This is a genomic window from uncultured Phascolarctobacterium sp. (genome assembly GCF_958349595.1).
Lineage (GTDB): Bacteria > Bacillota > Negativicutes > Acidaminococcales > Acidaminococcaceae > Phascolarctobacterium.
Genome location: NZ_CATWDQ010000023.1, coordinates 16,930 through 31,847, shown reverse-complemented (window position 1 = coordinate 31,847; position 14,918 = coordinate 16,930). Strand labels below are relative to the sequence as shown.

General features: G+C 47.1%; 12 protein-coding genes. 5 read left to right on the top strand and 7 right to left on the bottom strand.

Features of this window, described 5'->3' with window-relative positions; all coding sequences use genetic code 11:
• Positions 1-2,663: GLUG motif-containing protein (locus Q4G98_RS11690; RefSeq protein ID WP_298565582.1), on the top strand; the 2,663-nt coding region annotated here is incomplete at its 5' end.
• A gap of 97 nt (positions 2,664-2,760) precedes the next feature.
• On the opposite strand, the gene Q4G98_RS11685 is transcribed toward Q4G98_RS11690, so the two are convergent.
• From Q4G98_RS11685 to hydE, 4 genes are all read right to left on the bottom strand, one after another.
• Entirely contained in the window at positions 2,761-3,288 is a 528-nt protein-coding gene (locus Q4G98_RS11685; RefSeq protein WP_293663419.1) for a YjiG family protein, read from the bottom strand.
• 3 nt (positions 3,289-3,291) lie between these two features.
• Positions 3,292-3,930, bottom strand: coding sequence for a nucleoside recognition domain-containing protein (locus Q4G98_RS11680; RefSeq protein ID WP_293663420.1), 639 nt, complete (start codon positions 3,928-3,930; stop codon positions 3,292-3,294).
• 150 nt (positions 3,931-4,080) lie between these two features.
• The gene (locus Q4G98_RS11675) at positions 4,081-5,643 is read right to left on the bottom strand and encodes a ClC family H(+)/Cl(-) exchange transporter (protein WP_293663421.1); all 1,563 of its coding nucleotides are present in this window, start codon (positions 5,641-5,643) and stop codon (positions 4,081-4,083) included.
• Positions 5,644-5,645: 2 nt separating this feature from the next.
• Complete coding sequence (hydE, locus tag Q4G98_RS11670; RefSeq protein WP_366917024.1) at positions 5,646-6,692, bottom strand: [FeFe] hydrogenase H-cluster radical SAM maturase HydE; 1,047 nt, start codon at positions 6,690-6,692, stop codon at positions 5,646-5,648.
• A gap of 146 nt (positions 6,693-6,838) precedes the next feature.
• Between hydE and Q4G98_RS11665 the strand changes: the two genes are divergently transcribed.
• A complete protein-coding gene (locus Q4G98_RS11665; RefSeq protein WP_177560872.1) occupies positions 6,839-7,750 on the top strand; it encodes a GGDEF domain-containing protein in 912 nt (303 codons plus the stop codon).
• A 34-nt stretch (positions 7,751-7,784) separates the two neighbouring features.
• On the opposite strand, the gene Q4G98_RS11660 is transcribed toward Q4G98_RS11665, so the two are convergent.
• Positions 7,785-10,085 carry a cation:proton antiporter gene (locus Q4G98_RS11660; protein WP_301961998.1) on the bottom strand — a complete coding sequence of 767 codons (2,301 nt, stop codon included), beginning with the start codon at positions 10,083-10,085 and terminating at the stop codon, positions 7,785-7,787.
• Between the two features lie 184 nt (positions 10,086-10,269).
• Positions 10,270-11,259 carry a bile acid:sodium symporter family protein gene (locus Q4G98_RS11655; RefSeq protein WP_177560870.1) on the bottom strand — a complete coding sequence of 330 codons (990 nt, stop codon included), beginning with the start codon at positions 11,257-11,259 and terminating at the stop codon, positions 10,270-10,272.
• A gap of 221 nt (positions 11,260-11,480) precedes the next feature.
• On the opposite strand from Q4G98_RS11655, the gene Q4G98_RS11650 reads away from it, so the two are divergent.
• Together Q4G98_RS11650 and Q4G98_RS11645 are read left to right on the top strand one after the other, a co-directional pair.
• Positions 11,481-12,110: a YigZ family protein gene (locus Q4G98_RS11650; RefSeq protein ID WP_177560869.1), complete on the top strand. Its 630-nt coding sequence runs from the start codon at positions 11,481-11,483 to the stop codon at positions 12,108-12,110.
• A 29-nt stretch (positions 12,111-12,139) separates the two neighbouring features.
• Positions 12,140-13,546, top strand: a complete 1,407-nt coding sequence (locus tag Q4G98_RS11645; RefSeq protein WP_177560868.1) for a sodium:alanine symporter family protein — start codon at positions 12,140-12,142, stop codon at positions 13,544-13,546.
• Between the two features lie 51 nt (positions 13,547-13,597).
• On the opposite strand, the gene Q4G98_RS11640 is transcribed toward Q4G98_RS11645, so the two are convergent.
• Entirely contained in the window at positions 13,598-14,248 is a 651-nt protein-coding gene (locus tag Q4G98_RS11640; RefSeq protein ID WP_298565596.1) for an isochorismatase family protein, read from the bottom strand.
• Between the two features lie 169 nt (positions 14,249-14,417).
• On the opposite strand from Q4G98_RS11640, the gene Q4G98_RS11635 reads away from it, so the two are divergent.
• Complete coding sequence (locus tag Q4G98_RS11635; RefSeq protein ID WP_298565598.1) at positions 14,418-14,825, top strand: Fur family transcriptional regulator; 408 nt, start codon at positions 14,418-14,420, stop codon at positions 14,823-14,825.
• The last annotated feature ends 93 nt before the right edge of the window (positions 14,826-14,918 follow it).

The following is a 14,918-nucleotide window of genomic DNA, read 5'->3' as shown; positions in this document are numbered from 1 at the left end:
TCAGCTTAAAAGCTAAAAATAATATCAATATCGGTTACGAAGTAACGGACAAAACGAACACAAATGCAATAAGTCAGAAAGCAAGCGCTTTGGGACTGGAGGGCAGTACGCTGGACGGTACGGCTAAGGCGGTCAACGATTGTCTTTTGATCAGCACTGTTGACGAACTGCAGGCTATCCAAAATAATCTGAACGGCAACTATATGCTGAAGGGTGACATTGATGCCAGTGCTACCAAAGGCTGGAACAGCGGCGCCGGTTTTAATCCGATCGGCGATAGTAAGAATAGTTTCGCTGGTGTTTTTGACGGCATGGGTCATGCAATCAATGACCTGTATATAAACAGGGCAAGTGATGATTATGTTGGGCTATTTGGCGTAGTTGGACAAGACGGTATTTTGAAGAATTTTACACTTACAGGTGCGGTTACAGGTCGTCATGAAACTGGGGCAATTACTGGTATGAACAAGGGATCGATCAGTCATGTCATCAATGAAGCAAAAGTAGTTGGACAAAGTACAGTTGGTGGTATTGTCGGATATAATGCCGGGCGGCTGGAGGTTGTTACTAACAAAGGTTTTGTTAATGGCAGCCAGAGAACCGGGGGAATTAGCGGGTATAATGCTGCAACTGGTATAATCAGTGAGGCTGTCAATAATGCAGATGTTACAGGATTAGCAAAAGAACCGCCGTATATAGGCGGTATCTGCGGTTATAACGAAGGCGGCAGAGTGGAGAAAATAAAAAACTATGGCACAGTGACAGGAGCTTTGGATATAGGCGGTATCGTTGGTCATAATTATGGCGGGGTAATAGATACTGCGGAAAACTATGGTAAAGTGGTTGGGCTAAATACTCCTGAACTCAATAATAAGCAGCAGGTAGGTGGTATTGCTGGTATGAATAGAGGTAACGGTATAATCAACAATGCCTATAATGAAGGGGCTGTTGAAGGATACGTACTGGTCGGCGGTATCGTTGGCACTAATTTTATCAGTGGTACAGTAAGTAACGTTGTAAATAAGGGCAGCGTTTCTGCTGAAAAGCAGGTGGGCGGTATTGCTGGAAAGAATGACGATATTATTATTAATGCAAAAAATGATGCCGCTGTTACCGGTGAGGACTATATTGGTGGTATCGTTGGTTATAATGAAGCTTCTACGACAGGAAGATTGGAAAATGTTAATAATTCTTTTAATGGTATAGTAACTGGTAAGGGTAAATATATTGGCGGGGTAACAGGCAGGAATAACATTAAAGGAACCATCATTAATTCGAGCAATCAAGGAAATATAAATGCAGTTAGTGCTTCATATGTATCAGGAATAGCCGGATATAATTATGGTACGATCATTAATACAGCCAATGAGGCAAATATTAGCGGTGGTGTGGAAAAGATAGGCGGTATTGCAGGCTATAATAATGCGGGAACGATAAAAAACTGTTATAATACCGGCAGCCTTGCCGGTAGTTCTCAATGTATAGGAGGTATTGTTGGTTATAATAAAGTAGGGACGATAGAAAATTGTTATAATACTGGAAATATCGATTGTAAAGATTATACAGGAGGTATAGCAGGTTATAATTACGAAGGGGAACTAATTAATAACTATAATACAGGTAACATTGCTGGTGTTTCCAAATATACAGGAGGTATTACAGGTTATAATAATGCAGGGAAAATAATTAATAATTATAATACAGGCAGTATTGCTGGTGTTTCACAATATATAGGTGGAATCAGTGGATTAAGTATAAAAGGCAGTATAGAAAATTGCTATAACACTGGTACTATCAGTGGAAATCATTACTTAGGTGGCATTACAGGAAAGAACGATACAGATAATACTATTAAAAATTCTTATAATATTGGAGAAATTTTAAGCAAAAATACTTCCCAATATGTAGGTGGTATCTGCGGTTATAGTAATGGTGCCGTAATTAATGTGTACAGCGTCAGTAAGATAACAGGTAAAAGTAATTATGGCCCTCTTATAGGACTGACAGGTCAATCCTCTACCGTGAATAATGCATATTATTACGATTTTACTGTTGCATGTTACAAAAAATATGATGATAATGCAGAATATACAACTCTGGCGGCATTCAACAAGGCCTTTGCAGAAGGGTTGGGTGATGACGATAAAAATGCATGGCAGACAGGACAAAAACAGACAGCGCCATATTTGCAAAGCTTTTTAGAAACGATCAGCGGCGATGTCGGCAATGTGGAAGCTACAGCAGGCAGTGATTGTAAGGCAGCGCTGCTGGCCAGGCTGCAGGCATTGGGGATAACAGTAGACCCTGATAAAATATTGGGACTGGAGAATTTAGCAGCAGGCGAATATGATTTGAGCGAGCTGTTATATTCCACGCAGGACGGTTATGACCTGCAGCTGACAGGCAAGCTGGTACTGAAAGCCGAACCACGACCTGAGCCGCCAAAACCTGGACCCATTCCCGATATGGGAGATAAGTATGCAGCCGCTTTGATCAGTATTCAGAAAAAAGTTCCGTATATGTGGGAAGAAAACGTACCTGATGATAGGCGATTGCATATTGATGAACAGCGTAGAATCAGGTTGGACAGCAACAGCGTAAAAATTGAGACGACGATCTTTGATGAGATCAATCTACAGGAAGCAGAAATATTAAAAGAATAAAAAGCAAAAAAAGATTTAAAAACTGACGCAGCCAAATAAAAAAGACACGATTTTAATCGTGTCTTTTTTGACTGTGAAATTAAAGGAATTGCGTTGTTTACATGGTCAAAATTTTCATAATGAACATGGCGATACCGGCATTAACAAAAGAAATACCGATCAGTACCGGATAATGTCTGGACGGTACGCCGGCAGTACCCAGCAAACGACCCAGATATTGGATCTTGGAACCTAAAAGATAGATCGCGGGGATAACGATCGTAATAGAACGTTCGTCGATGCCGCCGTCGTTATAAAGCGCCATGCAGACGCCAACAGCGCCGCCCATGGACATGAGCGCACTGAAAATGACCATGATCGCTTCACCGGGCAGGCCCCAAAGTGCCATGACCGGAGCAAAGAATTTACCGGCTAAAGTCAGAAGACCGGTAACATTTAAAATTTTGATGCAGACATAAGCCATCAGCACGTTAGGGATGATGTTGTCGATGGCAATATCCCAGCCTTTGCGGGCGCCGCGGACAAAAATATCCATTAAAGAAGGTTTGGCCAATTTTGCGTTAAGTTCTGCTTCTGCCGCTGCAGCAGCATCTTCGGGTGCGTGGTTGATTTTTTCTTCACTCATTGATCAGATACCCTCCTTGCAGAACATTTTTACATAAGCACGCATCATGTTCGCGCCGAAAATTTTCATGACGAACAGTACTGCCAACGGCACGGAAATAGGCACGGTAAGGAAACCGAACAGTGCGGAGCCGGAAGAAAGGTAATTAGTAATCAGGCCGCCTGCTGTAAACTGGAAGGCACTGAAAATGAGCATTTCATTATCAGTGATCTGTTTTTCCAAATGTAATTGTCTGGTCATACCTGCACCGGCGTCGGTGCTTTGCAGGGAAGAAACGAGCGCGATACCACAGACGCCTGGAATGCCAAGGATCGGACGCAGGATCGGAGTCATCAGCTTTTGAGCAGCTTTCAGACCGCCGTAATGTTCAACTACTTCGATGAGGCCCATTGCCAGCATAACGCCGGGAGCCAGACCGAAAGCAAACAGGAAGCCGTCGCGTGCACCGCTGCCGCCTTGACCTGAGAAAGTTGCTTTAGCGCTTTTCATTGTACCGAATTTACCGTTTAAAGTGTCAAAGTCGAAAATGTTCAGACCATGACCGGCATTTGCAAACAGACCGGAGAAAATTGCAATGGCGATTACCAGAACAATATATCCGGACAGCGGAACCTTATTTAAGGTTTCCTTAACTTTGTCCATGTGGGAACCCCTCCTCAAATTATAGATAAGTACAAGTTTATCATTCTGATAAGAAACAGAATGTGCTTTACATTATATCGAAAAAATAACTATTTGACAAGGGAGAACTGATAAGTTATCAGTAAAAATTCGCAACACAAAAGAATAAGATTACTCGCCTTCCGCCATTTTACGAAGATCTTTGGCTAATGTATCGTCAGTGAGGACATAGAGGAAGTCGCCGGCCCGCAATCTTGTGTCGCCTATAGGGATCAGATCGCTTTCGCCGCGTTTGACATCCACGAGCAGCGTATGCTCGGGCCATTTTATTTCCTTGATCAGATGTCCGTCGATAGGACTGCCGCTGCAGACTGCCAGTTCAATGACGTTACGCTGTTTTTCACAGCGGCTGCCGTCATTTTTGCCGGAGTTTTTCAGGCTGCGCGCCAGCAGCTCTTCGTAGATCGGTTTGCTGCGGCAAAGTTCGGCGGCGATGAAGGCTACGATAGAAGCGATGGACAGGACCAGCATATGCTGGAAGGAACCGGTCATTTCCATGATCAGGATGATACCTGTGATAGGTGCCCGTACCGAGGCGGAAAAGAAAGCGGCCATGGAAATGACGATGATATTGGAATAAAAGAAAGGGTTAAGAAGCCCTAAAGTGATCATGATATTGCTGATGACGCTGCCTGTGAGCGCCCCGATGACAAGCATGGGCAGAAAGAAGCCGCCGGGGACGCCGCTGCCGTAGCTAAGCATCGTAAAAATGAATTTACCTGCCAGCAGCAGTAATAAAGCCTGCAGCGGGTAAGGCGTTTTAGCAATATTATTGATCAATTCGTTGCCGCCGCCCAGCACCTGCGGATAAATGAAACCTAAAATGCCGGCGCAGAACAAGGCAAAGACGATTTTGCTGAAAGGAGTAGGAAAGCGATTATAAAAGCGGGGGATATTCAAAAGCCCGGCATTAAAAACTACGCCTGCCAAACCTACGACAAGGCTTAAAAGCGCTACATAACCGTAATATTCCAACGGCAGAAAAGGCAGTCCAAAGAAATCAAAAATAGTATTGTTACCAAAGAAAAAGCGGGAAATAACTGTTGCCGTCATTGCGGCAGCCATAGCTGGCAGCAGTACGACGACGGAGAAATTGCGGTGCAGCTCTTCTAAAGCAAAAATAACGCCCGCTAACGGAGCGTTGAAGGCTGCTGCCAAGCCGGCACTGGCGCCGCTTGTAAGCAGGTAACGTTCTTCAAGCCGGGTACGTTTCAGCAGGCGGCTGAGCCCCTGCGCTGTGACGGCGCCAAGCTGGATCGAGGGTCCTTCCCGGCCCAGGGAAAGGCCGGCGCCGATACCGATGATACCTGCGATCAGTTTGACCCAGAGGATGCGCAGCCAGCGCATTTTAATGAAACCTAAGATAGCGCCTTTGACCTGAGGAATACCGCTGCCGGCGGCCAGTGGTTCATATTTGGTAAGTCTGTCTAAAATGAAGGCGATCACGGCTAAAGCGATGAACCAAAAAGCGGTCCAATACCAGCTGGCATTGTTAAGAAAGGTGTAAATATGTTCCCTGTTGGTTTCGACCAGATTCAGCGACCAGCGGAAAAAGCTGATGATCAGCCCTGAAAGTATACCGATGATGATACCTTCGATAAACAGCTTCAGGCGAAAGCTGCGCCAGTTATTGAGCGCGCGGTAGGTATTGATGACTTGATCTTTTGCTAGCATTGTCAGGACTCCTTATAATCACCGCGGCCTTCGGCTATTTCGTAGCCGATAGCGTGCAGCCGTGCGGCGAGGTCATTCTTGGCTTCTGCAGCTTCAGCGCCGCTGCAGAGTTTATTATCATAAAGAAGATAATTCTGGCGGACGTCTGCCGGAGAAAGGTTGGGCATGACGACGTTGGCGCCTGCTAAAATACCCAGTTCGCGGCCGTTGAAAGCGATGGTTCCGAGGGCCGTTGTAGCGGGCAGTAATACTTTGGGAAACATCAGGCGCAGGACGGACAGCATTGTTAAGGTCTGCGCCAGCGTCCCGGCAGGATAATTGTTAAAAGGTGTTGCATGGTGGGGAATAAAGGGGCCGATACCGATCATCTGCGGCTGCAGTTCACTGATAAAGGCCAGATCGTTCAGCAGGTTGTCCAGTGTCTGCCAGGGCGAGCCGACCATGAAGCCGGTGCCGACCTGATAGCCCAGTTCCTTCAGATCATAAAGGCAGCGTTTGCGGTTGCTCAGCTTAAGCTCTGCCGGATGCAGGCGGGCATAATGTTCGTCATTTGCTGTTTCATGACGCAGCAGATAGCGGTCAGCGCCGGCTTCCTTCCACAGCTGATAAGTCGTGCGGCTGCGTTCGCCTACTGAAAGCGTTATGGCGCAGTCGGGATAGGCTTGCCTGATAGCGGTGATAATAGCCGCCATGTCGGCGTCGCTGTAGGTAAGATCTTCGCCGCCCTGGAGGACAAAGGTCCGAAAGCCTAAAGCGTACCCCTGCTCACAGCAGGAAAGTATCTGTTTTTTGCTCAGGCGGTAACGGCTGGCTGCGGCGTTACTGCGGCGGATACCGCAGTAATAGCAGTCATTCCTGCAATAGTTGGTGAACTCGATCAGTCCGCGAATATAGATTTTGTTGCCGAAAACAGCCTGTGCGGTCTGCTGTGCCTGGCGAGCGAGCTCCGTACGGGCGTCGTCGTCGCTGAAAGCAGCAGTCAGTAATAGCTGCATTTGTGCTGGCGGCAGCTGTTGTTTGTGCCGTAATGTTTGTATCAGGTTTTTTATATCCATAATAGATGACCTCAAAAAATAGTATACATTTATTATAGCATATGTAAAAATGCAGTGAGTAATCGTTGTCAATGTAATTTATATTTGTTATAATTATAAAATAATAAGCAATTAATAAAAAATATGAAAGAGTGGACTAAATGGCTTTAAAGGGTATAGATAGTATAGAATTAGAAGAAAATATATATCCGATAGATGCAATTGATCAGGGGCTTCTGGAGCAGCTGACCGTAGATAAATTATTTGACGTTTATCGTTTTGTGGATATGCAGACGCATTTAGTATACGATTATGATAACGGCAGAATGCGTGCCGGCTGCCGTAAATGCTATGAATTGTGGAACCGCAGCAAGCCCTGCCCCAATTGTTCCTCGGAGCGGGCAGTCCAGCAGCAGAAGCAGATCATGAAAATGGAATATCTGGGTGATAAAAGTATTTTGATCCTCAGTACGCCCTGGGAAAAAGACGGGAAAGGGTATGTGCTGGAATTAGGCCGCGACGTGACAAATTCTTTCAGCGTTTATGACGCTACCAGCGAGGATAGCAGCGAACTGCGCGAGCTGATCAGCAGCTACAGCGAACTGGCTGCCCGTGACAGTTTTACGGGATTGTACAGCAAGGGACATGCCAATAACCTGCTGCGGGAAATGTTTGCCGTACAAAAAGAGCATTTGCAGCTGACGCTGGCGCTTATCGATATCGACCACTTCAAAAACGTCAATGATAGATTCGGGCATTTGTGCGGTGATGAGGTCATTTTGTATGTGGTCGGAAAAATCAACGCGCTTAATGAGCAGTGCAGTGGCTGGGCGGCAAGGATCGGCGGCGATGAGTTTTTGCTGGCCTGTCCCTTCAGTGACAGTGAATATGTGGAGAAGCTTTGCCGGCAGATGACGGAAGAAATCGCAGGCCACAGCTTCAGAAAAGGGTGCAGTGAATACAATATAGAGATCAGCTGCGGTGTGGCGGTCTATGACGGCAAAGAAACTTTGGAAGAGTTTTTGGAACGTGTAGATATGAAGATGTATGAACATAAAATGCAGAAAAAATGAAAAAAGACAGCAGAGAATTTTCTCTGCTGTCTTTTTAAATAGTTTCGCTGATAAAAAGCTGGTTCATCATTTCCTGAGTGCCAATGATCCAGAGGAGGTCGCCCTTTTTAAAAACAAAGGAAGCATCAGGATTGAGATGGGTATAATTCCCCCGTTCCAAACCCAGTGCCAGACAATTGACGTTGCCGAGATAGGAACTTTTTTTGAGGGTGGAGCCGCAGAGCGGCGAATGTTTGTCGATCGGCATCGCATAACAGAAATAAGTTGCGCTGCCCTGTTTGGGATCGGCTAAAAACTGATGCAGGGTTTGCAGGTTATCTGTTGCCAGTGGCAGGATCTGCATATCATAGGACTGGATCGCCAGCTCAAAATTATGCAGCTGCCTGGGCGTACCTGCTAAAAGCAGCTGGGAACCTGCATAGATGACGTCCTTGCCGTCGGGAATAGGTAATATCTGGCTGCCGTTTTGGATCTCCAGGACAAAAACATTATAGCGACGGTGCAGATTCAGTTCTTTGAGGCTTTTGCCGCCATAGAGAGAATTGGTTGCGACCCGGTAGCGCTTGACATATAATTGCTCGTCCAGCCAGGTAGGGTGATCGGCAGTATGCTTTTTTCGTTCTGCTAAAGTTTTGGCGTTTAAATTTATCAGAAACTGGGATTCGATCTGTAAATAGCGTTCTACGAAATATTCTGAGGAATAAATAAACTTTGCCAGGATGCAGGCAGCGGCAAAAGCAATGAATTTGCTGAACCCTAAAATGCCTGTGAACACAGACAAAATGAAGAATGAGCCAATGGCGATTTTGAGAAAAAGTAAAAGGAACAGGGGCAGGTGATTAGTAGTTTTTTGGAACCACAGGCTTGAGATAAGATCAGTATGCGCGACCCGCTGGAACATAACAGCCATTAAAAAAGGACCCATACACAGCAGCAGGATGACGGCGGCAATAATATCGGCTGTGTAGCCGTCAAAAAGTCTGTGGCAATATGGCAGCAGCTTACTTTGCCCAAGATAGGAGAGGAAGCTGAGGATGACGCAGAAGACTGTGAGGCGTGTAAAGTAGCTTTGCAGTAATTCCTTCCAGGCACTGCGCTGTTCCTGGCTGGCTGGCGCTTCGTCAGGCTGCGGTAAAAGGCGCAGCAGTCTTGCCGGCAGCCGGCGCATGAGCCAAGAGGAAACTTTGTCGGCCCGGCGCAGGATGGACGGCGTCAGAAAAATACTGATAACTGAAACCGCTACGAAAACAGGATATAAGAAAGCGCTGGTGACCTTGAGGGTGGCGCCGATGGAGGCGACGATAAAGGTTATCTCACCCAACTGCGTCAAACTGAAGCCGCAGCGTAACGCTGTCTGCAGGTCTTTGCCGGCCAGAATGACACCCAGTGAGGCAAAAACAGTCTTGCCGATGATCAGGGTAATAGTAAGCACGGCGATCGGCAGCGCATATTTAATGACCAGGACAGGGTCGACCATCATGCCGACAGAAACGAAAAAGATCCCGGAAAAAAGATCTTTGACCGGTGTTAAAAGTTTTTTTGTGGTTTCGGTAAACACGGTACCGGAAAGCAGCGAACCCATGAGAAAAGCTCCCAGCGCCGAAGAGAAGCCCATTTTAGTTGCCAGTACGACCATGCTCAGGCACAGGCCCAGCGAAAAAATAAGCAGTGTTTCCGAAGTCAGGTATTGACTGACCTTACGAAAGAAGGTGGGCAGGAAGAAGATACCGCAGACAAAGCAGATGATGAGGAAAAAAGCCAGTTCGCCGATACTGCCCAGCATTTCCGTACCGGAAATGGCTGCGCCAGCAGCGGCAATGGTCGAGAGCATGACCATCATGATGATCCCGGAAATATCTTCCAATACTAAGATGCCGAAGGTAAACTGCGTGAAGCGTTCTTTTAAAAGGCCCAGCTCTTCGAAGGTTTTGCTGACAACGGCTGTAGAAGACATGGTCAGCATGGCGCCGGCAAAGAGACTGTCGAGCGGCTGCCAGCCCAGCAGACGGGCGCAGCCGTAGCCCAGCAGCGTGATGCCTGCAAGTTCTGTCACGGCGGCGATCAGCGCTGTGCCGCCGATACTTTTGATTTTGGCAAAGTTGAAGTCAAGGCCGAGGCTGAATAAAATAAAAATAACGCCGATATCTGACCAGACGGCGATATTGGCTGTATCGACTACATTTGGCAGCAGGTTAAAATGCGGGCTGGCAAAGAAGCCTGCTAAAATATAACCTAAAACCAAAGGCTGATTGAATTTTTTGCAGAAGATAGTAACGATGCCGGCCAGAACAAGAATGAAGGCCAGATCTTCGATGAGGGGAGCAAGTTCGGACACTGCGGCAACTCCTTTATAAATATCGGCAAAACAGATATATTTGCTGATAGATTTTAAAAATATTACTTAAGTGAATTATACACTGTTGTTTACGGTTTGAGAAGCAGCGTTTGCCGGGAATAAAAAAACGTCCGCTTCTTTGGTAAGAAACGGACGCCTGCTTAATTTTTATCTCTCTGTAGGATTAAGCTTTGAATAATACAGGTTCTTCTTCTTCGACAGGAGCATATCTGGGATTGAGAAAGTTAACGAAGATCCAGGCCAAAAGGGCGCCGGATATATTATGCCAGGCCGAAAAGATTGCGCCCGGAACGGTAGCCATCGGCATCGAGGTAAAATGCGCTTTGGCAAGGCCGGTAGCCAGACCGGAGTTCTGCATGCCGACTTCAACGGAAAGAGCAATAGCTTTTTTCCAGCTCATGCCGGTGAGGCGGGCTAAGATAAAGCCTAACAGATAGCCGAGGCAGTTGTGGCAGATTACTACCAGCAGGATGACGCCGGAGGTTTTGAGGATATTATCGCGGCTGACGGCAATAACGCCGGCAATGATCAGGGAGATGGCGATAGCCGAAACAGCGGGCAGATAATCGGTGGCTTGCTCGGCCAGCTTCGGCAGCAGTGATTTGACAGCTAGGCCAAGACAGATAGGTATGATAACGATTTGAATGATACTCCAGAACATACCCAGCGGGTCAAAAGCTATTTTCTGCCCAATGAGCTGATAGGTGATGAGCGGAGTAAGGATCGGTGAAAGCAGTGTGGAAACACTGGTCATGGTTACAGATAAGGCCAGGTCACCTTTAGACATGAAGGTGATGACGTTGGAGGAAGTGCCGCCGGGGCAGGTACCTACCAAAACTACGCCGGCAGTAAGAGCCGGGTCAAGATTGAAGGCCATCGCCAGTAAAAAAGCCAGCGAAGGCATGATAAGATATTGGGCGCAGACGCCGACAAAAACATCGAGAGGACGTTTTAAGACTAAAGCAAAGTCACGGAGATTGAGTGTGGTGCCCATGCCGAACATAATAACGCCCAGCAAGGTACTCAAAACCGGGATGCCGCCTAAATTGCCGACTACCCATTTAAAGCTGTCGGGTATGGTCATACCCAGGATAAGAAAGACGATGGCGATGATGCCAAAGTATTTTCCTATCAGATGACAAAACGTTTTCATTGCATAAAACCTCTTTCCCTTATATAAAAATAAAAGTATATCAGATCAACACCTTGCGGTGTAGATTTTTGTCTGCAAAAAACAGCAGAAGTCTGCATTTTCTATCAATACTTCCAAACATTATAACAAAAAAATTTTAAAGATAAAAGACTAAAGATAAAGTTTCAGGAAATATTGCCTTATGTTATAATAAAAATATCGTACAGTAAAGGAGAAAAGCATTGTATACCATCAGGAGCGATTATCGTGCTGAAACCGTTATTGAGAAGTCGCGCTTCATCTGTACGCTGAAAAAGGTAAGCAGCGAAGCAGAAGCGCAGGAGTTTATCAAAGCGGTAAAAAAAGAGTTTTGGGATGCCACCCATAACTGTTCCGCTTATATTATTGATGAGCTGGCGCAAAGATCAAGTGATGACGGCGAACCGTCGGGGACGGCAGGCCTGCCGATGCTTGAAGTGCTGCGCAAGAACGAACTCAGCGGCGTAGCGGCGGTGGTGACACGGTATTTCGGCGGGATCAAGCTGGGGGCAGGCGGATTGGTGCGTGCGTATACAGGCAGTGTGTCGAAAGCTGTGCAGGGCTGCGGTCTGGCCCGGAAGCTTTTAATGGGTACCTTTGCTTTGACTGCGGACGCGGCGGACGCAGGCAAACTCCTGAATATTATCTACCAGCAGCAGCTGTTTACAGTGGCGTCGGTGGAATACGGTCAGCAGGCCAGGATTTTGCTGTATATGAGAAAGGAACAGCAGGACGAGGCGGAGCGGTGGCTGACTGAGGCGCTTAACAGAATGACGCAGCTGGAGCAGGTCGGCAGCGAATATGTCGAGGTGCCTGCAGAGCGTGAAAAGTAAGACAGGTCTGATTGCAAAGGAGAGAGAAAATGGAGTTTTTAGAGAGTTTTGTTGCTTTTGCCAATGATATTTTATGGTCGTATGTTTTGATCGTGATGCTGGTGGGTCTGGGGATCTGGTTCTCGCTTAAGACCCGGTTCGTGCAGGTGCGCTGCCTGAAAGAAATGGTGCGTCTTTTAAAGGAAGGCGTGGGTCAGAAAACTGAACACAACCATATTTCTTCGTTTCAGGCCTTTTGTGTCAGCACTGCTTCCCGTGTAGGCGTTGGTAATATCGCCGGTATCGCGATCGCGATCGTCAGCGGCGGGCCCGGCGCTATTTTCTGGATGTGGATCATCGCCGTTTTAGGCTCGGCGACGGGCTTTATTGAAAGCACTTTGGCCCAAATTTACAAAGTGCCGCGCGAAGGCGGCGGTTATCGCGGCGGTCCGGCCTACTATATTAAAAACGTGCTGGGCAATAAACCGATGGCGGCCTTGTTTGCCGTGCTGATCAGTGTGACCTTCGGTTTGATTTTTAATTCCGTGCAGGCGAATACGATCACGGTTTCTCTGCAGGCTGCTTTTGGTCTGGACCGTTTCGTGATGGGCTGCATTATTGCCGCATTGACAGGTATTGTTATTTTTGGCGGTGTAGCGCGTATTGCGAAGGTCGCCGAATGGATGGTGCCGATCATGGCCGGCTTGTACCTTTTGATTGCTTTAGGTGTGACACTGATGAATATTGAGAAGTTGCCGCAGGTTTTTGCCACTATTTTTGAATCTGCCTTTGGCTGGCAGGCCGTAGCCGGCGGCGGTATGGGCGCAGCTTTGATGACTGGTATCAAGCGCGGCCTGTTTTCGAACGAGGCTGGCATGGGCAGTGTACCAAATGCTGCCGCTACCGCCAGCGCTACGCATCCGGTCAAACAGGGCCTGATCCAGGCTTTTGGCGTTTTTGTCGATACGCTGCTAGTCTGCTCGGCTTCTGCTTTTATCGTGCTGCTTTCCGATGGTTACACCGAAGGCAAGCTGACCGGTATCGAACTGGTGCAGCAATCTTTATCGCAGCAGTTAGGTCCCTGGGCACCGAGCTTTCTGGCAGGCATGATCTGTCTGTTTGCGTTCAGTTCTATTGTAGGTAATTATTATTATGGCGAGATCAATATCGGCTTTATCAGTAAAAATTATATGACGCTGATGCTGTTCCGTGTTTTCGTTGTGGGTATGGTTTTGTTTGGGAGCGTGGCTAAAGTTGCGTTGGTTTGGGATATGGCGGATCTTTTTATGGCACTGATGGCGATCACAAATTTGGTGGCGATTGCGCTTTTGGGCAAGTATGCTTATATTGCCCTGCATGATTATATGGATCAAAAACGTGCCGGTATCGAAGAGCCTGAATTTGACCCGGCGATCCTGCCCAGTCAGCAAGGTATCGAAGTTTGGCATAAGGATTAAATATAATAAATAAAAAGGACGAGCGGCAGCTCGTCCTTTTTATTTGTCGTTTTACAGCATATTCTTCAATTCTGCCGTGTTTTCGACGATAGTGACATTCTGGGCACGCATTTCTGCAAGTGCCGCTGCAACTGTGTCCGGGGCGATGCCGCGGCAGGCGGCGAGGTTCAGGATTACCTCAAAGCCGGCGGCGCGTAATTGCAGTACCGTGTTCTTGACGCAGTAATCGGTAGCCAGGCCGCCGCAGATCACCGTGGTGACGCCATGCTCCCGCAGATACTCAATGACGCCGGTGGAAAGCGTGTTGGCTAAATCATGATAACAGGCCCCATAGGGGTGTTTGTCGATCTCGATACCTTTGTAGACCTGGAAATCATAGGCTTTGGGGTCAAGTCCTTCGATAAAGTCGAAGCCTTTAGTGCCGATGATGGCGTGGGCCGGCCAGCGCACGTCGACATCTGGATAACCGCTGACGGGGCTGAGCACAGGATGCTTACTGTCCGCGATCCAGACTGCCTGAGGTGTATGGGCGTCGCGGGAGCCGATACGCAAAGCTGCTAATGCTGCCTGAGCATTAAGCTCGCTGACGATCTGGTCACCTTCGGCAACAGGAAGTTCGTCGGGGCAGATGGGGGTAAAGGTATTTTGCGCGTCGATATCGAATGCGGCGATTTTAGCTTTGGCTGGTAATTTAGTGAGCATGGCAGAGATCCTCCTTAAATAAAGATGTTTGTTAACAGTATTATACTCTATTTTGCAGGGGGATTATAGAATTTCTTCAAGCCGTAATGACATACTGTTTTCTTGACAAGGTTTTTAAATCGGAGTAAGATGTGAATATGAATTTCAATTTCAAATTAAGGAGTGCCTCATGAAAAAACGTAATCCTTATAAAACTGCTCAGCAGGAAGCGATGCTGCAATATTTTTTAGAGGATAAACATAATTTTTTAACTGTCAAAGATTTGCTGGGCAGTCTGCAAAAACTACAGATCGACATAGGCCAGACGACGGTGTATCGTTTTTTAGAGCGGCAGGCTGTGGAAGGCTCTGTCATCAAGATCCAGCCGGTGGATGGTTCAGGAACGCAATATTGGCGGTTGCCTTGTCCGCAGGCAGATCTAAGAGGGAAGCTGGTGTGCCTGAAGTGCAGAAAGGTCATTCCTCTGAGCTGCGAGCATTTGGATATGTTTTCGGAGCATGTACTGCAGAAGCATAAATTTAATTTAAGTCTGCAGCACAGTATTTTATATGGCTATTGCGAGGAATGTGATAAGTGAGCAGTCTGTAAAAAGAGGTGATCAGGAGCAGCAATGAGGCTGGTGTATTTTGGAGAGAAAATAACGGAGAGAAGTAAAGCGGCTTACTGCTTA

Excerpts from the sequence above, each read along its gene's own strand:
- Q4G98_RS11640 (WP_298565596.1), bottom strand. The coding sequence starts at position 14,248 with ATGCTCACTAAATTACCAGCCAAAGCTAAAATCGCCGCATTCGATATC.
- Q4G98_RS11655 (WP_177560870.1), bottom strand. The coding sequence starts at position 11,259 with ATGAAAACGTTTTGTCATCTGATAGGAAAATACTTTGGCATCATCGCC.
- Q4G98_RS11675 (WP_293663421.1), bottom strand. The coding sequence starts at position 5,643 with ATGCTAGCAAAAGATCAAGTCATCAATACCTACCGCGCGCTCAATAAC.
- Q4G98_RS11685 (WP_293663419.1), bottom strand. The coding sequence starts at position 3,288 with ATGAGTGAAGAAAAAATCAACCACGCACCCGAAGATGCTGCTGCAGCG.
- Q4G98_RS11680 (WP_293663420.1), bottom strand. The coding sequence starts at position 3,930 with ATGGACAAAGTTAAGGAAACCTTAAATAAGGTTCCGCTGTCCGGATAT.
- Q4G98_RS11665 (WP_177560872.1), top strand. The coding sequence starts at position 6,839 with ATGGCTTTAAAGGGTATAGATAGTATAGAATTAGAAGAAAATATATAT.
- Q4G98_RS11645 (WP_177560868.1), top strand. The coding sequence starts at position 12,140 with ATGGAGTTTTTAGAGAGTTTTGTTGCTTTTGCCAATGATATTTTATGG.
- Q4G98_RS11635 (WP_298565598.1), top strand. The coding sequence starts at position 14,418 with ATGAAAAAACGTAATCCTTATAAAACTGCTCAGCAGGAAGCGATGCTG.